Genomic DNA, 16,714 nt, shown 5'->3' with positions numbered 1-16,714 from the left:
ATTATCCTTCAAAATTGGCTTTTTCTTCAATTTTTTGATAAGTTTCAAGTATATCCCCCACTTTAATATCGTTAAATCCTTCAATCATAATACCGCATTCAAAACCTTTTCCCACCTCTTTTACATCTTCTTTAAATCTTTTAAGAGATGCAAGTTTAGTGTCGTAAATAACAACCCCGTCTCTTATAACTCTTACAAAATCGCCCCTGTGAACCATACCGTCTATCACATAACATCCCGCAACGGTTCCGACTTTAGGTACGTTAAACGTATCCCTGACCTCAACAGTTGCTGTTACTTCTTCTTTTATTTTAGGAGTCATCAAACCGCTTAAAAGCTCTTTTATATCATCAATCAAATCATAAATAATAGAATATGTCCTTATTTCAATACCTTCCTGTTTCGCCTTGTTTTTAGCCCCGCTTGTAGGTCTTACGTTAAATCCTAAAATAATGGCTTTAGGCTCGCTTGCTTTTGCCAAAATTACGTCATTTTCCGTTATAGCCCCCACATCGGAATGAATAACATCCACTTTTACTTCCTCGTTTTTAAGTTTAGCCAGACTTCCTTTAATAGCTTCAACACTTCCCTGGGTATCTGCTTTTACAATTACAGGAAGTTTTTTAAGTTCACCCTCAAGTATCATTTTTTGTAAATCTTCAAGCGTTGCTTTTGTTGATTTGCTTCTTTCTTTGGCTTCAAGATAATTTTTCCATTTTTCGGCAGTTTCTTTTGCCTCTTTATCACTCTCTACAACCACTAAATTATCCCCGGCGATAGGAGCTTCGTCAAATCCTGTAATTTCCGCAGGCTCGCCCGGTTTTACCTCTTTTTTCTGTTTTCCCAAATCATCTATAATTAATCTTACTCTTCCATGGGTTATTCCGCATACAAAACTGTCCTGTTTTTTAAGTGTTCCGTTTTTAACTATAACTGTTCCGACAGGCCCTTTTCCCTTTTCTATTCTGCTTTCGATTACAATGGCTTTTGCAGGGCATTTTGGATTGGCTTTAATTTCCATAATTTCAGACTGCATCAAAATTGTTTCAAGCAAATCGTCTATGCCTTCGCCTGTTTTTGCCGAAACTCCTACAAATTCATATTCTCCACCCCATTCAACGGGAGTTATTCCCATTTCCGCAAGCTGTGATTTAACCAAATCCGGATTGGCCTGAGGTTTGTCTATCTTGTTTACCGCCACTATAAAAGGTACCTCGGCGGCCTGGGCGTGTGCAATAGCCTCTCTGGTTTGGGGCATAACACCGTCATCAGCAGCTACTACAATAATTGCAATATCTGTAACCTGTGCGCCTCTTGCCCTCATTTCTGTAAACGCTTCATGCCCCGGTGTATCGATAAATGTAATTTTTTTACCGTCTTTTTCCACCATATAAGCACCGATATGCTGGGTAATTCCTCCGGCTTCTTTTGCTGTTATTCTAGAGTTTCTTATTTTATCCAAAAGACTTGTTTTTCCATGGTCGACATGTCCCATAATAGTCACAATAGGCGGTCTTTGTTGCAAATTATCTGAATCTTTGCATTTTTCATCATATTTTTTTATATAATCAAATTCCGCAAGAGGATCATATATTTCTATGTTTGAGCCAAATTCCTCTGCAAGGGTTTCAATATATTCTTCACCCAAAAAGTCGTTTTTATCCCTTTCTTCACCAAGAGATCTCAATGTTTCAATCACATCCTCTATAGGCTTTTTGATTAAAGTGGCAAATTCATGGACTCTTACTTCTTTTGGAATTCTTATAATCTCGATTTTGACTTCTTTTTTCTTTTTTCTTTTTTTCTTAAGCCCTTCTTTTATTAATCCGCCTTCACTTACTTTTTTTCTTTTAACAGTTTTAACCGCTTTTTTTTCTTGTTTTTTATCTTCTTTAATAGTTTTTTTTGTTTTTACTTTTTCACTTATTTCTTCATCTTTTAATGAAACATCATTAAAATAGAGATCCAAAAGCTCAACCTGGTTTTCTTCTATAACGTCCATATCTGCCAAATCCACATTAATAGTTAATTCTTTTTCCTGAATTTTTTTAGGTTTGGCTGGCGCCTTTTTAACTGTTTTTTTAACAGCTCTGGTATTTTGTTCTTCTTTAATTTCTGTTTTTGGTTTTTCTTCCTTAGGCTCTTCTTTTCTTTTAACGAGAGTGATACCCTGTTTTGTTTTTTTAACCAAATCGTTAAATGTTTTTCTTCTGCGTCTAATTGGTTTTTTTTCTTCTTCTTTTTTTACTTCCTGTTTTTTTTCTTTTTTTACCTCTTCTTTAGGTTCTTTTCCTTTATTTAAAAAATACTCCTGAATTTTAGCCGCTTCAAGAGGCGTAATTTCACCTCTTGCTTTTGCTTCTATCCCGATTTCTTTTGCAAGTTCAACCAGTTCTTTTGCTTTAAGACCCATTTCTCTTGCAACTATTGATACCTTTATCTTCAAACAAACTCCTTTTCTTTAATGTAAAATGGAAAATGGAAAAGTTAAAATTTTCTGTTTTGCTTTATCTTTATTTAAATTACATAATCTTGAAATATATCTGACAAATTTTTTTGAATTTATGCAACTTTCACAGACATAAAAACTTCTGCCGTTTCCGCTGAATTTAATTAATTCGTTATTAATGCACTGTAATCTGTACAAATTACTTTGCAAATCTCTTTTTCTGCAGGCAACACACATTCTAATCTGTTTTCCATTTCCTATTTGACATTTATTTTTACTATTCACTGTTCACTCTTCTCTAATTTCACCACTAATTATATACTTTAACTCCCAAATTGTCAAAATTCAATATTTTAACACTAAAATCTTTAAAATTATCTTTTAAAGCGGCATAAATACTATATGCATCATCTTTATACGCCATATTAAAAAACGTTGAACCGCTTCCGCTGAGTGTGGACATTAAAGCGCCTTCTCTCAAGGCTATCTCCCTTACCTTAAACAGCTCCGGAACCAGCCTCATCCTGTTTTCCTGATGAATTCTGTCCTCTACAATATATTTTAAAATATCAAATTTTTCAGAAAAAAACGCAGCGGTAATCATTGAGGAAGATGAAATATTACTGACCACATCTTTTAGAGAATAATATTTTTTTAACGCCTCTCTGCTTCTCTGGGTTGAAATTGGTCTGTTTGGAATTACAATAACAGCCCTTAGGTAAGTTGGAATAAATTTTTTAAGAAAATAAACCCTGTTTTTTCTCAGTTTTGCAACACAAAATCCCCCAAGTGTCGCAGGGGTGATATTATCGGGATGCGGTTCGTAATTTAGTGCCAAATTTATAATTCTGTCTTTTTTATACGGGACCTGAGCCATTTCATATGCAGCCGTAATCGCGGCTATTATTACAGCCGAACTGCTTCCAAGCCCGCGCGAGAGAGGTATTTTATTATTAAATTTAAATTTAAATTTTACTTCTTTATCTGTCAAATATTTATAATGTTCACTAAATATATCCACAAAATAATTTCTCGGAAGTTTTCTTAAAAAATCGGCATTTTCGCCGTAAATTTCTATTTCAATTCTTTCACTTGGAAGAATTTCAATTTCATTTCTTAAATTAAGCGCCAAACCTAATGTATCAAATCCTGCACCTAAATTTGCACTTGTAGCCGGAACCGTTATAATCATAAAAACCTTTCAAACTGCTTTTAACACATAAAGAGGCGAATTATCCGCAGAAAAATCATCTTTATTTAAAATTTCCGGTAAAAAAAATTCGCCTTCTTCTAAATTTTTTTTAAGTGTAATTATACCCTCTTTTTTTACAAAATAACTTTTATGGACAGCTTTTATGGGTCTATTGTTATTAAAATAAAATCCGTCGGCTGCAAATAATTTAATATTTTTTGCTGTTTCGAGGGTTTTAAAAAACACAAAAGCTAATTTTATGGACATAAAACTTCCCGGCCCTTTGGAATAAAAAATGGAATCAATTTCATATTTTTTTAAAATTTCATCAAATATTTCAGGCAAAACATCACTTGTTAAACCTTCTTTTTGTATAGTTTTTATTAATCTGTTATTTTTATAGATTCCAACTTTTACGGGCTTTGAAATTACAACTGCTACAACATCAACCAAAGGCTTTGACAAGTGAAAGCTCCTCTTTTGAAAAAGTTACTGTTTCATAGGCTTTTTGTTCAAACAGTTTTAATGTTAATAAATGATTCAAATGATGCCCGCTGGCAAAAGCTTCATATCTGCCTATAAAATTTCCGCCAAGCAGACTCATATCTCCTATTGCGTCAAGAATTTTATGTCTTACAAATTCATCATCAAACCTAAGAGTGTCGTTCAAAATCCCTTTGTCATCAAGAACTATGGCATTATCCAGGCTTCCACCGAGTGCAAGACCCATGCTTCTTAAATACTGAACTTCTTTTAAAAATCCGAAAGTCCTCGCCCTGGCTATCTCTTCAATATAATTTCTGGTGGAAAAAACAAATTCCCTTTTTTCCTTTCCTATTATAGGATGGGAGAAATTTATTTCAAAATCAAATGAAATTTTTTCATTAGGTTTAAGCCTTGCAAATTTTTCACCTTCTTTTATTTCAACTTCTTTTGTAATTCTTATAAATTTTTTGGGAGCTTCAAGCTCTTTTATACCGGCTTCTTGCAGGAGCATTACAAAACTTATCGCACTTCCGTCCATAATGGGAACTTCATCATTATCCAAGACTATTCTTAAATTGTCCACCCCCAAAGAATAAACGGCACTCATCAAATGCTCGATTGTGGAAACAACCACGTTATTTTCGCCTATTACAGTTGCCATTTTGGTATCCACGACATTTTGAGGTTTTAATTCAATACTTACACCTTTATCGCTTCTGTAAAATATTATTCCGCTGTTTTCTCCCAAAGGTTCAAGCCTTAATTTTACAGGCACCCCTTTATGAAGACCTATGCCTACCGCTTCCACTGCTTTTTTAATTGTTCTTTGTTTCACTCCAGTTCCCTTTTTCCGTCTTTTGTAAATACGGTTAATTTTTCTACCGTTCCGATATTTTCACCTTTATAAAAAATCGTCCCTTTTTTATTTTTTTTTACTATCAAATATTCGCCCTCACAAACAATATTACCTTCGCATTCCCCGAATATTTCAACATTTCCGGAAGTTTTTATTTTAGCCCCTGCATTAATTCTATTTAAAAATATCAAATTTTCATCACTGTCTATTTCGACTCCCGCTCTTATAATTTTATCATAAATTTTTGTATTAACTCGTTTTTCTATAATTTTTTCTTTTTCAATAATCTTAACTTCTTGCGTTTTTTCCTTTTCAGAAGTAAAAATATTGTTTTCAACAATATAGTTTAATTTTTTTTCTTTTAAAAAATTTTCTATTGCCTCATTATTTTCTTTCAAAAAAAAATAGTAATTTTTAACCAGAGCATATTTTGATTCTACAACATTTTTTAATTTTTCATAATCTTCTACTATAAAAGCCCTTATGGTTTTTTGCCTCATTTACCTATAAGCCTTTTTGATGAATTAATTATATTTATAATGTTTACTCTTATCCAGTTTCTGTCCATCCATTCAAACGGATTTACAGCTATTCCCTGAATATATAATCCAAAATGTAAGTGATCTCCTATAGCACCTCCTGTATTACCGGTTCTTGCAATAACCTCACCTCTTCTTACACTTGCACCAACAGGCACATCAAATTCTGATGTATGGGCATATAAAGAATAAAGCCCCAAATTATGATAAATAATTAATGTATTTCCATAAATTCCTATCCATTTTTCTGCCGCTACTTTTCCATAATTACTTGCATATATTTTTGCTCTTTTAATTTTAGCAACATCTATTCCTAAATGAATTGAATTAGAAATGAGTTTATTTTTATAAAAATAATGTCTTCTTTCGCCAAAATATGCTTCCAATAAGCTTCTCGGAAGAGGATTAAACGACGCTAATGAAAATGAATTTATTTTATCTTCATAAATTTTACTTGTTAATTTATAAATTTCTTCATTATTCAGTTTTCTGACATATTCGTTTTCTTTTCTAAAAACACTGACAGGATCATTAGGGACACTGACATTCATTTTTTGTAAAATAGGTATGGCTTTATTCTTTATATAATTATCATCAATAATTATCTTAGCATCTGGATATTTATAATGTCTCCAATATAAAGGAATATGGGCTATCGATTTATTTCCGGCATAATCAATTGCAACTAAATTAGCATCAAATGTCTTTTCTTTCACCGGCCAAGCTATTAAAGCAACATAATAATTTTTTTTATAAAATGGAGTTAATTTAAATTTATATTTGTTATCGACCAAGATATAAGCAGCTTTTAAATTAGCATCTGCCACTTTTACCACAACAGCCGCACTGCCGCCGTTTCCTATGGCATAGGAATTATTTACAATCTCGGCATCAGGGGCAATTGTATCAACTTTTAAGGTTACCTCTTTTTTTGCTTCGTTTCCGGCAAACCAGTTCCATTCGGATGTATCTACGGCGTCTATAATTAATTTGATTTTTTTAGAAGCAATCTGTGGCAATTTAACATCCAAACTTATACTTTTTCCAAAATTTCCACTTTTTTTAACCAACACCTTAGCATTTCCATTGATTAATGCCGTTACACTGTAATATTTAATACCTCTATTATCATTTAAACTTATCTTTATTGGATTTTTTAAATTTGTAAAACCGTTTGAATTAACCTTAATTTCAGGAGGAATTCTTTCAAAGATAGGGGAAAACCAGACAAAACCTCCGGCAGCTATTATTAAGACCAATATAAAAATCCAAATTTTTTTCATAAGATCTCCTTTATATCATTTTTAAGCATATGTTTTATTTTTTTTAAATCAAATTCTTTAATTGTAGCCCCGGCTGCCCTTATATGCCCGCCTCCGCCGTATTTCACTGCTATTTTACTTACATCTGCATAATCTTTGCTTCTAAGAGAAATTTTAATTCCCTCATCTTCTTCCCTGAGTAAACATGCAATTTCCACACTTGCAATATTTCTTACACTGTTTACTATAGTATCCGTATCTTCTTTAATAGCTCCTGTAATTTCCATCATCTCTTTTGTAACTTCAACAAAAGCGGCTTTGCCTTCACAGCATAATTCTATTGTATCGTAAGCTTTTGCAAGTAATCTAAGGCGTGATAGCCTGTCTCTTTGAAAGAGCATTTTAGCTACATAATTAGGTTCTACCCCGCATTTAACAAGTTCTGCCGCCATTTCAAATACTTTGTTGTTTACACTTTCATACTGAAAGCTTCCTGTATCGGTTACAAGTGCCGTATACATACATATTGCGCTATCTTTATCAATTTCAACATTGTTGGCTTTTAACATATTAAAGATTACCTGAGAAGTTGAGGCCGCATTTGGTTCTATAAGGTTAATATCGCCATAATTTGTATTTGAAATATGATGGTCTATATTTATAAGAAAAGAGGGTTTGCTTTCAAGTCCCAGTCTGTCAAAACTTCCACAGTCAAATGAAATGGTTAAATCTATTTTTTTAGGCAATCTGTCGGTTATTTTATTAAAATTAGGTAAAAAATCCAAATACTGCGGCAGAAGTTTTGTCATATTAAAAACAGTCACTTTTTTATTCATTTTTTTTAAAATAGGATATAAGCTCAATGAACTTCCAAGAGCATCTCCGTCAGGATTTACATGGGCTATCAATAAAATATTGTCTGAATTTATTATTTTTTCCCAAACCTGTTTATATAAATTCATATATTAGCCTTTTTTATGGAATTATACCAAATAGTAAAAAGTGAGTTGTGAGTAGTGAGTTGTGAGTGGTAAATTAAAAAATTCCTATAACTACTCACTATTTACTATTCACTACTCACTATAATATATTACAAAACGTAACAAAAAAATTTTAAAAAATAACATTTAAGCAAAACTTAAGGTTTGTGTGTTATATTTCTATTACAAAAAAAATAAAGGAGTTAAAATGGCAGTAAAAATTACTGATATTTGTATTAATTGCGGGGCTTGCATAGACGAATGTCCTGTAGAAGCAATTGTGGATGACAGCGAAAACCCAACAGGAGAAGAAACATATTATGTATATCCTGACAAATGCGTAGAATGTGTTGGATATTATGATTCTCCGGCATGTGCTGAAGCTTGCCCTACTGAGGGATGCATAGTTTGGGACGAATGCAAAGAAGGACAAACTTGCAGAGAAGACAGAGGAGAACCTGGTGCTCCTGTAATCGAATAATCCCCTCTTCTTTTTTTCTTCATTTTTTTGTATAATTCCTCTCTAAAAAGCTAAGGAGAGATAATGGAACAGACACTTTCAATAATTAAACCTGACGCTGTAGCTAAAAATGTTATTGGAAAAATAATAGATAGATTTGAAAGTAACGGACTTAGAATCGCAGCTATGAAAAAAATTAAATTAAGCAAAGACGACGCTGCAAAATTTTATGAAGTACATAAAGAAAGACCGTTTTTTAATGATTTATGTGAATATATGAGCAGTGGACCTGTTGTAGTTATGGTTCTTGAGGGTGAAAGCGCTGTGAAAAAAAACAGAGATCTTATGGGAGCCACTAATCCCAAAGAAGCGGCAGAGGGCACAATCAGAGCAGATTTTGCTGAGAGTATTGAGGCAAATGCAGTTCACGGCAGTGATTCTCTTGAAAATGCTAAAAAAGAAATCGCATTTTTCTTTGCAGGCAGGGAGATTTTGTAATTGAATATTCAAAAAAAAATTAATAATATTCAATTTATCGGCAGTAGTGAAAAAAAAGGTGATTTTTATTTAGTAAAAGGAAAAATCACCGGTACATTAGAAGTGGAATGCGTTAAATGTTTAAATACTTTTGAAAGAAAAGTTGACGAAGAGGTTAAATATAAAATTGTAAAACCTCCTTATCACGGTTTTGATGATGAGTATGATATAATTGAACAAGAAAAATTTGATTTAGATGAAATAGTAAAAAGTGAAATAGAAAGTTTAAAACTTGATTATAATATATGCGAAAAATGTAAAAACAAAGAATTTAACAAAGAATTTTAAGGAGAAACAATGGCAGTTCCAAAAAGAAGAAACTCTAAAACAAGAGGAGCTAAAAGAAGAACACATTATAAAATTAGATTATCTAATGTTGTAAAATGTTCAAACTGCGGGGCTTACAAAAGACCTCACAGAGCATGCCCAAGCTGCGGTGAGTATTAATGAAAATAGCGATTGATGCAATGGGAGGGGACTTCGGTCCCGGGCCTATTATCGAAGGTGTTGTTGAAGCATTGAAAAAGAAAGATTTTACCGCTTATTTGGTGGGAGATGAAAAACAGATAAAACCGTTAATTCCGCAAAATTTACAAGAGAAAGTTAGGTTTATAAATAGTGAAGATGTTATAAGCATGACAGACAATGCTACAGATGCTGTAAGAAGAAAAGAATCCACTATTTATAAATCTATTGAATTACTTAAACAAAAACAGGTTGACGCAGTTGTTTCAGCCGGTCACAGCGGAGCCACAATGAGCCTCGCAACACTCAGGCTCGGCAGAATAAAGGGAATAAAAAGACCCGCTATTGTAACTTTTATGCCGAATATCAAAAAATCATATACATTAGTTTTAGATGTTGGCGCAAATGTTGACTGTGATGCAAATAATTTATATCAGTTTGCTTTAATGGGTGAAGAATATGCAAAAGTGGTTTTAAATAAAAACACTCCGACTATCGGGCTTTTAAGCAACGGTGAAGAAGAAAGCAAAGGAAACTCCGTTACCAAAGAAACTTTTAAAATATTAAAAGAAAACTGCAAATCTTTTATCGGAAATGTAGAAGGCTCTGATATATTTAAAGGCGGAGTGGATGTTGTTGTATGCGACGGTTTTATAGGAAATATTGTTTTAAAAACAAGCGAAGGTGCGGCAGAAGCCATATCAACTTTAATAAAACAGGAAATTTATGCCTCAGGAATCTTTCAAAAAATAGGGGCACTTTTATTAAAGCCCGTATTCAAAGGTCTGAAAAAAGCAACAGATTATGCAGAATACGGAGGTGCGCCTCTTCTTGGAATAAACGGATGTGTTATTATAAGCCATGGAAAAAGTAATTCCAAAGCCATAAAAAACGCAATCTTCCAAGCCGTAAAATATATTGAAAACGATGTAACACAAAAAATAGAAAATTCCCTAAAGGTTCATAATGTATGCAAGTTTTAAAAGTATAGGGGCGTATGTTCCTCCTAAAATTTTAACAAATAAAGATTTGGAAAAAATAGTAGACACTACAGATGAATGGATAACAAAAAGAACAGGTATAAAAACAAGACACATCGCTGAAAATGAGGTAACAAGCGATTTGGCGTATAAAGCTTCGGTTGATGCACTTAATAATGCCGGAATGAAACCCGAAGATATTGATATGATTATTTTAGCCACAATAACACCTGATTATTTCACAATGCCCTCAACCGCATGTTTAGTAGCTGAAAAACTGGGAATCACAGCGCCAGCAGTGGATATCAGCGCCGCTTGTACCGGCTTTATTTATGCCCTTGCCCAGGCAAAGGCTTTTATTGAAAGCGGGGTATATAAAAACATATTGATAATCGGTGCGGAGACACTCAGTAAAATAGTAAACTGGAAAGACAGAACCACCTGTGTTTTGTTTGGTGACGGGGCGGGAGCCGCAATTATAAGTGCAACAGATAAAAAAGAAGAAGCCATAACAGACATAGATATAAATGCCGACGGTAAATATAAAGATTTTTTAATAACACCTGGCAGAGGTGTAAAATATGGATGTGAAAGCGATAGAATCTGGCTCGAAATGAAAGGCAACGAAACATTTAAAGTCGCCGTTAAAACATTGTCCCAGTCTGTAACCGATATATTAAAAAGAAACAGTATGACAAGCAGAGAAATAGACTGGTTTATTCCTCATCAGGCAAATTACAGAATAATTGATGCTGTTGCAAGAACCATTAAAATGCCAAAAGAAAAATCTGTTTTAACCGTTCATAAATACGGAAACACTTCTTCTGCTTCAATACCTATGGCAATAAATGATTTATATAAAGTTGGAAAAATTAAGAAAGGCGATATTATGCTTCTTGACGCTTTCGGAGGCGGATTTACATGGGGCAGTGCGATAGTCCCTTTTAATCTATAAGATTTCTTTCCAAATCATCAAGAGCCAATAACACATTACTTTCAAGTTCGGGAATATGGGAAAAAGATAAAGAATATGCAATTTTAATCCCGTCTATTTCAAAATTATCTAATGATTTTCTTATTCTGTTTATTATTTTTTCCGTTACATCAAGAGGAGAAAATGTTATTATTTTAAATCTAAAATCGTTTCTGAAAATAAAGTCTATATCCCTTAGCAAATTTTTTAATTTATCGGCAATTGCTTTTAATATTTCATTTACTTTTTCTCTTCCGTATAATCCTTCAATTACCCCTGTGTTTTTTATATCTATATAAATAATTCCGAGAGGTTTGTCAAAATCCTTGTATTCTTCAATCAACACTTCAAAATATTTTTCATTATAAACACCTGTAAGAGGGTCTTTTATTACAATATCGGCAATTCGTGCACTTATCATTTTAAAATTAACTTCACCGATAAGCTCGTTGTTTTTAATTACAGCTACTTTTTTTAAATTGTTTGAACGCATATAATAATACGCATCTATAATATTTGTATCATAATTTAAAACATTTATTTTTTTAGGATGTTTTTTGATATACTCCAAAACATTTACATCCAATTCATTACTCAAAAGCACATCTAAAAAATCAATATGTTCAAACATAAAAACAGGATATTTATTTTTTGTCAGATAAATTGAATCCGTTTTATATTTATTTGATAAAACAATTAATTCTTTAATTGTCATATCTTTTACTTCATTACACTCTTTATAATAAACGTCTTCGACATATTTTTCTATAGTCATATTTTTAATCCTTACATAATGTATCATTATTGTAGCATAAAATTAAACTTTATGGTATAATTTCATCTCAATTTGAGTAAGGAGCTTAAAATGCCTAAAATGAAAACAAACAGAGGGGCGGCTAAAAGATTCAAAGTTAAAAAAAGCGGTAAAATCAAAAGAGGAAGCGCTTTTAGAAGCCATATTTTGACTAAAAAATCACAAAAAAGAAAAAGAAATTTTAGAGCCCCTAAATATGTTGCAAAAGCAAACATAAAAGAAGTAAGAGAACTTTTAGGAGTTTAGTGTAGAAGTGGCCAAGTGGGTAAAAGACCCCGCCTAAAAGGCTAAGTTGCGAAAGTTTGCACGCCAAAAAACAAGGAGAAATAATGAGAGTAAAAACAGGAACAGTAAGAAGAAAAAGACATAAAAAAATATTAAAAATGGCTAAAGGCTTCTATTCTGGCAGAAGAAAACATTTTAGAAAAGCCAAAGAACAGATTGAAAGAAGTCTTGTATACGCTTTTAGAGACAGAAAACAGAAAAAAAGAGATTTTAGAAAATTATGGATAGTAAGAATAAATGCCGCATGCAGATTAAATGGTATTAGCTATTCAAGATTTATAAACGGTCTTAAAAAAGCCGGCATCGAACTTGATAGAAAAATACTTGCCGATTTAGCTATGAACGAACCAGAAACTTTTGCTGCGGTTGCTCAAAAAGCAAAAGTTGCATTAAAGGAGCAATAAATGAAAAAAGATATACATCCCAAATATTTAACTTGTCAGGTTACATGCACATGCGGTCACACTTTTGAAATACTTTCAAATCAACCTACACTGAGAATTGAAGTATGCGACAAATGTCATCCTTTCTATACAGGACAGGAAAGAAACTTAGACAGAGGCGGAAAAGTAGAGAAATTTAAGAAAAAATACGGCTTAAAATAATTGATATATTTTGTTCCAACACCCATTGGAAATTTAGCCGATATTACAAAAAGGGCTCTTTTAGCCCTTGAAAATTCCGAAATTATATTTTGCGAAGATACAAGGGTTACAAAAAAACTTCTAAATCTTTTAAAGATTCCCCTAAATAAAGAATTTATTTCAATGCATTCACATAATGAATCAAAAATAATTAACAGCCTGGATATAAATCTTCTAAAAACAAAAGAATGCTCTTACGTCAGTGATGCGGGAATGCCCGGAATCAGCGACCCAGGCAGTAAATTAATTCGGTTTTGTCAGGAAAACAATATACCTTACACTGTTTTACCGGGACCGAGTGCATTTGTAACGGCATATGTTGCAAGCGGATTTGAAGGTGAATTTTGTTTTTATATGTTTTTACCGAATAAAGGAAAAGAAAGAACCGATAAATTATATGAAATTATGCAAGCAGGCAAAATTTCTATTCTTTACGAAGCTCCTCACAGAATTGAAAAACTGATTAAAGAAATTCAAAAAATAGATGAAAACAGAGAAATTTTTCTAATAAAAGAAATATCAAAAATTCATGAAAAATTTATAAAAGCAAAAGCAAAAGATATAAAGTTAGATAATACCAAAGGCGAATGGGTTGTTGTAATAGACAAGGCAAAAAAAACAAAAATGCTAAATTTAACATATGAAGACATATTAAACCTTAACCTTTCCATAAAAGAAAAATCAAAACTTCTTGCTAAAATCAGTGATAAATCACAAAAAGAGATATACAATTCACTGTTAAATAATGGATAATTGAAAATATAAAATGGAAAATTAATAATTTGATATAATAATGATAAAAAGGTAATTTTATGAATTATCAATATAATAACTTCTATGAAATACTTGAAAAAAATGCAAAAAATTTAAAAAACAAACCTGCCTATTTTCTAAATAACAGAAAAATTTCCTGGGAGAGAGTCAAAAAAAAAGTTGACACGTTTGCCAGGGCTTTGGAAATTATAGGTGTTAAAAAAGGTGATTTAGTTCCTGTTTTAGTTGGAAATTCAATAGAATTTATTGTTGCAATTCTTGCCATACAAAAACTCTCTGCCGTTGCTATACCGGTTAATACATTTTTAAAAGAAGAAGAAATTACTTTTATTTTAAATGACACTGAAGCTGAAATTTTAATAGCTTCAAGCAAATTTAAAAACAATCTAAAAAATATAAGAAACAATACAAATATTAAAAAAATAATATGGGAAGGTGAAGTTGAAAATATAGATGAAAATAATATCTCTTTTTCAGAAATTCTCTCAAACTTTGAATCACATGAAATAAAAGAGCTTCCTAAAAGAGATGATTTGGCGGTAATTATTTATACATCCGGAACTACCGGAAAACCAAAGGGGGCAATGCTTACATACAAAAATTTTTTCTCAAACATCTACGGGGTAAATGAGCTTATTAAACTCACAAATAAAGACAGATTTATAGCGTATCTTCCAATGTTTCATTCTTTTACTTTAACTGTAAACATACTTCTTCCCATGTTTTACGGCTCACCTGTTGTAATAATACGCTCAATTATGCCTTTTAGTAATATTATAAAACAGACCCTACTAAAAAGAGTTACAATTTTCACAGGCGTTCCGGATGTTTATTCTGCACTCTCAAGGGCAAAACTTCCTTTTTATTTTCACTGGTTTAATAAAATAAGGTTTTTTGTTTCAGGTGCCGCACCACTCGCCGGTGAAGTACTTGAAAGATTTTCAAAAAAATTCAAAAGGGCAAAACTGCTTGAAGGTTACGGACTTAGCGAATGCTCGCCTGTAGTAGCCGTCAACAGAGCCGAACTTCAAAAACCTTTTTCAGTCGGCCCCGCAATACCGGGTGTTGAAGTAAAAATAGTAAATGATGAATTAATTGAAGTGCCGAGAGGAGTTGCCGGTGAAATTATCGTAAAAGGCGATAATGTCATGAAAGGCTATTATAAAAGGGAAGACGCCACTCAACAGAGCATCATTAACGGATGGCTGCTTACGGGAGATATAGGAAAAATAGATGAAGACGGATATATTTATATACTTGACAGAAAAAAAGATTTGATTATCTCTAAAGGCGTTAATATTTATCCAAGGGAAATCGAAGAAATCTGTCTGAAATTTCCGGGAATCAAAGAGTGTGCTGTAATTGGGAAAAAAGAAAATAACGATGAAATACCGGTTGCTTTTATTGAGCTTGAAGAAGAAGCCGATTTTAAAGAATTAAAACTAAAAAAATTTTTAAAAGAACATCTTGCAAATTATAAAATTCCAAAAGCTTTTTATGTAATAGAAGAACTTCCAAAAAATGCCACCGGAAAAGTTTTAAAAAGAAAACTGAGAGAAAACATTGAGGAATATATTAAATGAAACTTTCAAAAGAAAATGAAGAGCTGATAAAAAATCTTGAAACATTAATTCAGAGGACTTATGAAGTAGAAAACGAATTTATCGAACTTAAAAATATATTAAACGGGGTTATAGAATTTTTACCTCATGCCCTGTGGGTAATAGATGAAAACGGGGAAATTATTGCCCAAAATTCTAAAACCAATGAGTTTGATTTTATTCCAAACGAAGGCGAAATAGAAATAAATAAAAAAGTTTATTTAATCAGAAGCTCAAAAATCGAAAATAAAAAAATAATAAGCGCTACCGACATAACAGAGCAAAAAAGAAATGAAAGACTAATCTCTATGGGACAGATGGCGGCACACTTAGCCCATGAAATCAGAAACCCAATAGGTTCTATTTCCATACTTTTGTCTTTATTAAAAAAAGAATGCCCAAATAACGAATTAATCAATGAAGCAAAAAGCTCGATTTTCAGGATTGAGAGAATAATTAAATCGACTCTTCTTTTTTCAAAAGGCTTAAAACTTAATAAAAGAATCTTTTTTTTAAGCGAATTACAAAAAAATTTGGAAGAGATTATAAAATATTATTCTTATTCTAAAAATATAGAATTTATATTCTTTTTACCTGACATTGAAATAAATGCCGATTATGATTTAATATTACTCGTTCTTCAAAATATGTTAATAAATGCGATTGATGCAATAGAAGAAGATGAAAATGAAGAAGGATTAATTGAAATTTTATACGATAAAAAAGATAATTATCATATTATTAATATTTATGATTCCGGAAAAGAAATAGAGGATAAAAACATTCTTTTTACACCTTTTAAATCCACAAAAACAAAAGGTAACGGTCTTGGACTTGCTTTAAGCAAGGAAATAATAGAAGCCCATAACGGAAAAATAGAATTGGCAAAAGAAAAAAAAGGATTTAGAATTTATCATCCTATTTAAAAAACAGATTTTCACATTCCTCTTTAGTTACGCCATCTCCATTATCACAGACAATAAGACCGTTTGTTGAATTATATTCAAATTTTAAATCTTTTGAAGAATTGTATTTATATTCGTATTTATTGTCATCATACTCTTCAAAACATCCGGAATTTTTATTTCCGCAAGAAAGTACGGGCACTTTTAATATATAAGAAAAAAGCTTATCAGTATTTTTTCCGTCATCAAGTTTTTTAGGATATCCTGTATTATCATCAAAATCTGCTGAATGGTCAATTCCGTCAGCCCCGATCCATTTAAAATCATCATTTACAATCCACTGAGAATGGATATTGTCAATTGCGGATTGAACAGAGGTAATTGTTGATTTAAGCGCGGAATTTTTAGCATTTGTTGTAAGATGTGTAAATTTAGGAACGGCCACAGAGGCCAGAAGACCTATGATAACTATTACAAAAATAAGTTCTATTAATGTAAACGCTTTTTTCATT

Annotated in this window: 22 protein-coding genes; 12 read left to right on the top strand and 10 right to left on the bottom strand. The window is 32.0% G+C overall.

Features of this window, described 5'->3' with window-relative positions; translation table 11 throughout:
* Nucleotide 1: 1 nt before the first annotated feature.
* The 8 genes from infB to DZ65_RS0105675 are packed head-to-tail and all read right to left on the bottom strand — an operon-like array spanning nucleotide 2 to nucleotide 7,746.
* On the bottom strand, nucleotides 2-2,413 hold the full coding sequence (gene infB, locus DZ65_RS0105710) for a translation initiation factor IF-2 (protein WP_369792330.1): 2,412 nt from the start codon (nucleotides 2,411-2,413) through the stop codon (nucleotides 2-4).
* A 48-nt stretch (nucleotides 2,414-2,461) separates the two neighbouring features.
* Nucleotides 2,462-2,734 carry a DUF448 domain-containing protein gene (locus DZ65_RS0105705; RefSeq protein WP_236617366.1) on the bottom strand — a complete coding sequence of 91 codons (273 nt, stop codon included), beginning with the start codon at nucleotides 2,732-2,734 and terminating at the stop codon, nucleotides 2,462-2,464.
* A 25-nt stretch (nucleotides 2,735-2,759) separates the two neighbouring features.
* Entirely contained in the window at nucleotides 2,760-3,641 is an 882-nt protein-coding gene (gene thrB, locus DZ65_RS0105700; RefSeq protein WP_024787695.1) for a homoserine kinase, read from the bottom strand.
* 9 nt (nucleotides 3,642-3,650) lie between these two features.
* On the bottom strand, nucleotides 3,651-4,106 hold the full coding sequence (locus DZ65_RS0105695) for a hypothetical protein (RefSeq protein ID WP_024787694.1): 456 nt from the start codon (nucleotides 4,104-4,106) through the stop codon (nucleotides 3,651-3,653).
* Nucleotides 4,087-4,962: a UDP-3-O-acyl-N-acetylglucosamine deacetylase gene (gene lpxC, locus DZ65_RS0105690; RefSeq protein ID WP_024787693.1), complete on the bottom strand. Its 876-nt coding sequence runs from the start codon at nucleotides 4,960-4,962 to the stop codon at nucleotides 4,087-4,089. The genes DZ65_RS0105695 and lpxC overlap by 20 nt, the downstream gene beginning before the upstream one ends.
* Nucleotides 4,959-5,483 (bottom strand): septum site-determining protein MinC, encoded by a 525-nt coding sequence (locus tag DZ65_RS0105685; protein ID WP_024787692.1) that lies wholly within the window; start codon nucleotides 5,481-5,483, stop codon nucleotides 4,959-4,961. The genes lpxC and DZ65_RS0105685 overlap by 4 nt, the downstream gene beginning before the upstream one ends.
* On the bottom strand, nucleotides 5,480-6,805 hold the full coding sequence (locus DZ65_RS0105680) for a M23 family metallopeptidase (RefSeq protein ID WP_024787691.1): 1,326 nt from the start codon (nucleotides 6,803-6,805) through the stop codon (nucleotides 5,480-5,482). Before DZ65_RS0105680 ends, DZ65_RS0105685 begins: the two co-directional genes overlap by 4 nt.
* Nucleotides 6,802-7,746, bottom strand: a complete 945-nt coding sequence (locus DZ65_RS0105675; RefSeq protein ID WP_024787690.1) for a bifunctional oligoribonuclease/PAP phosphatase NrnA — start codon at nucleotides 7,744-7,746, stop codon at nucleotides 6,802-6,804. Before DZ65_RS0105675 ends, DZ65_RS0105680 begins: the two co-directional genes overlap by 4 nt.
* Before the next feature lie 226 nt (nucleotides 7,747-7,972).
* Between DZ65_RS0105675 and DZ65_RS0105670 the strand changes: the two genes are divergently transcribed.
* From DZ65_RS0105670 to DZ65_RS0105645, 6 genes are all read left to right on the top strand, one after another.
* Nucleotides 7,973-8,245: a 4Fe-4S dicluster domain-containing protein gene (locus DZ65_RS0105670; protein WP_024787689.1), complete on the top strand. Its 273-nt coding sequence runs from the start codon at nucleotides 7,973-7,975 to the stop codon at nucleotides 8,243-8,245.
* A 63-nt stretch (nucleotides 8,246-8,308) separates the two neighbouring features.
* Entirely contained in the window at nucleotides 8,309-8,722 is a 414-nt protein-coding gene (gene ndk, locus DZ65_RS0105665) for a nucleoside-diphosphate kinase (RefSeq protein WP_024787688.1), read from the top strand.
* Nucleotides 8,723-9,049, top strand: coding sequence for a DUF177 domain-containing protein (locus DZ65_RS0105660; protein WP_024787687.1), 327 nt, complete (start codon nucleotides 8,723-8,725; stop codon nucleotides 9,047-9,049).
* A gap of 9 nt (nucleotides 9,050-9,058) precedes the next feature.
* Nucleotides 9,059-9,208 (top strand): 50S ribosomal protein L32, encoded by a 150-nt coding sequence (gene rpmF / locus DZ65_RS0105655; protein WP_024787686.1) that lies wholly within the window; start codon nucleotides 9,059-9,061, stop codon nucleotides 9,206-9,208.
* Nucleotides 9,208-10,209, top strand: a complete 1,002-nt coding sequence (plsX, locus tag DZ65_RS0105650; RefSeq protein WP_084021795.1) for a phosphate acyltransferase PlsX — start codon at nucleotides 9,208-9,210, stop codon at nucleotides 10,207-10,209. The genes rpmF and plsX overlap by 1 nt, the downstream gene beginning before the upstream one ends.
* A complete protein-coding gene (locus tag DZ65_RS0105645; RefSeq protein WP_024787684.1) occupies nucleotides 10,193-11,161 on the top strand; it encodes a beta-ketoacyl-ACP synthase III in 969 nt (322 codons plus the stop codon). Before plsX ends, DZ65_RS0105645 begins: the two co-directional genes overlap by 17 nt.
* Here DZ65_RS0105645 and DZ65_RS0105640 read toward each other — a convergent pair.
* Nucleotides 11,151-11,954 carry a diguanylate cyclase gene (locus DZ65_RS0105640; RefSeq protein ID WP_024787683.1) on the bottom strand — a complete coding sequence of 268 codons (804 nt, stop codon included), beginning with the start codon at nucleotides 11,952-11,954 and terminating at the stop codon, nucleotides 11,151-11,153. The genes DZ65_RS0105645 and DZ65_RS0105640 overlap by 11 nt on opposite strands.
* A gap of 90 nt (nucleotides 11,955-12,044) precedes the next feature.
* Here DZ65_RS0105640 and rpmI point away from each other — a divergent pair, with 90 nt between their 5' ends.
* The 6 genes from rpmI to DZ65_RS0105610 all read left to right on the top strand — a co-directional run bounded on the left by rpmI (nucleotide 12,045) and on the right by DZ65_RS0105610 (nucleotide 16,223).
* The gene (rpmI, locus tag DZ65_RS0105635; RefSeq protein WP_024787682.1) at nucleotides 12,045-12,239 is read left to right on the top strand and encodes a 50S ribosomal protein L35; all 195 of its coding nucleotides are present in this window, start codon (nucleotides 12,045-12,047) and stop codon (nucleotides 12,237-12,239) included.
* 80 nt (nucleotides 12,240-12,319) lie between these two features.
* Entirely contained in the window at nucleotides 12,320-12,682 is a 363-nt protein-coding gene (gene rplT / locus DZ65_RS0105630) for a 50S ribosomal protein L20 (RefSeq protein ID WP_024790889.1), read from the top strand.
* The gene (rpmE, locus tag DZ65_RS0105625; RefSeq protein ID WP_024787680.1) at nucleotides 12,683-12,883 is read left to right on the top strand and encodes a 50S ribosomal protein L31; all 201 of its coding nucleotides are present in this window, start codon (nucleotides 12,683-12,685) and stop codon (nucleotides 12,881-12,883) included.
* Nucleotides 12,884-13,675 (top strand): 16S rRNA (cytidine(1402)-2'-O)-methyltransferase, encoded by a 792-nt coding sequence (rsmI, locus tag DZ65_RS0105620; protein ID WP_024790888.1) that lies wholly within the window; start codon nucleotides 12,884-12,886, stop codon nucleotides 13,673-13,675.
* Nucleotides 13,676-13,734: 59 nt separating this feature from the next.
* The gene (locus DZ65_RS0105615; protein ID WP_024787678.1) at nucleotides 13,735-15,279 is read left to right on the top strand and encodes a long-chain-fatty-acid--CoA ligase; all 1,545 of its coding nucleotides are present in this window, start codon (nucleotides 13,735-13,737) and stop codon (nucleotides 15,277-15,279) included.
* Nucleotides 15,276-16,223 carry a PAS domain-containing sensor histidine kinase gene (locus DZ65_RS0105610; protein WP_024787677.1) on the top strand — a complete coding sequence of 316 codons (948 nt, stop codon included), beginning with the start codon at nucleotides 15,276-15,278 and terminating at the stop codon, nucleotides 16,221-16,223. The genes DZ65_RS0105615 and DZ65_RS0105610 overlap by 4 nt, the downstream gene beginning before the upstream one ends.
* Here DZ65_RS0105610 and DZ65_RS11085 read toward each other — a convergent pair.
* Complete coding sequence (locus tag DZ65_RS11085) at nucleotides 16,216-16,713, bottom strand: type II secretion system protein (protein ID WP_024787676.1); 498 nt, start codon at nucleotides 16,711-16,713, stop codon at nucleotides 16,216-16,218. The two genes, DZ65_RS0105610 and DZ65_RS11085, sit on opposite strands and share 8 nt — an antisense overlap.
* Nucleotide 16,714: the final 1 nt, after the last annotated feature.

Source organism: Lebetimonas sp. JS032 (genome assembly GCF_000523315.1).
Classification (GTDB): Bacteria; Campylobacterota; Campylobacteria; order Campylobacterales; family Nautiliaceae; genus Lebetimonas.
Note: the sequence above shows the minus strand (reverse complement) of the source record. Positions and strands in the feature narration are given on the sequence as shown.

Excerpts from the sequence above, each read along its gene's own strand:
- infB (WP_369792330.1), bottom strand. The coding sequence starts at position 2,413 with ATGGGTCTTAAAGCAAAAGAACTGGTTGAACTTGCAAAAGAAATCGGG.
- thrB (WP_024787695.1), bottom strand. The coding sequence starts at position 3,641 with ATGATTATAACGGTTCCGGCTACAAGTGCAAATTTAGGTGCAGGATTT.
- DZ65_RS0105685 (WP_024787692.1), bottom strand. The coding sequence starts at position 5,483 with ATGAGGCAAAAAACCATAAGGGCTTTTATAGTAGAAGATTATGAAAAA.
- DZ65_RS0105680 (WP_024787691.1), bottom strand. The coding sequence starts at position 6,805 with ATGAAAAAAATTTGGATTTTTATATTGGTCTTAATAATAGCTGCCGGA.
- DZ65_RS0105675 (WP_024787690.1), bottom strand. The coding sequence starts at position 7,746 with ATGAATTTATATAAACAGGTTTGGGAAAAAATAATAAATTCAGACAAT.
- DZ65_RS0105670 (WP_024787689.1), top strand. The coding sequence starts at position 7,973 with ATGGCAGTAAAAATTACTGATATTTGTATTAATTGCGGGGCTTGCATA.
- ndk (WP_024787688.1), top strand. The coding sequence starts at position 8,309 with ATGGAACAGACACTTTCAATAATTAAACCTGACGCTGTAGCTAAAAAT.
- rpmF (WP_024787686.1), top strand. The coding sequence starts at position 9,059 with ATGGCAGTTCCAAAAAGAAGAAACTCTAAAACAAGAGGAGCTAAAAGA.
- plsX (WP_084021795.1), top strand. The coding sequence starts at position 9,208 with ATGAAAATAGCGATTGATGCAATGGGAGGGGACTTCGGTCCCGGGCCT.
- DZ65_RS0105645 (WP_024787684.1), top strand. The coding sequence starts at position 10,193 with ATGTATGCAAGTTTTAAAAGTATAGGGGCGTATGTTCCTCCTAAAATT.
- DZ65_RS0105640 (WP_024787683.1), bottom strand. The coding sequence starts at position 11,954 with ATGACTATAGAAAAATATGTCGAAGACGTTTATTATAAAGAGTGTAAT.
- rpmI (WP_024787682.1), top strand. The coding sequence starts at position 12,045 with ATGCCTAAAATGAAAACAAACAGAGGGGCGGCTAAAAGATTCAAAGTT.
- rpmE (WP_024787680.1), top strand. The coding sequence starts at position 12,683 with ATGAAAAAAGATATACATCCCAAATATTTAACTTGTCAGGTTACATGC.
- DZ65_RS0105615 (WP_024787678.1), top strand. The coding sequence starts at position 13,735 with ATGAATTATCAATATAATAACTTCTATGAAATACTTGAAAAAAATGCA.
- DZ65_RS0105610 (WP_024787677.1), top strand. The coding sequence starts at position 15,276 with ATGAAACTTTCAAAAGAAAATGAAGAGCTGATAAAAAATCTTGAAACA.
- DZ65_RS11085 (WP_024787676.1), bottom strand. The coding sequence starts at position 16,713 with ATGAAAAAAGCGTTTACATTAATAGAACTTATTTTTGTAATAGTTATC.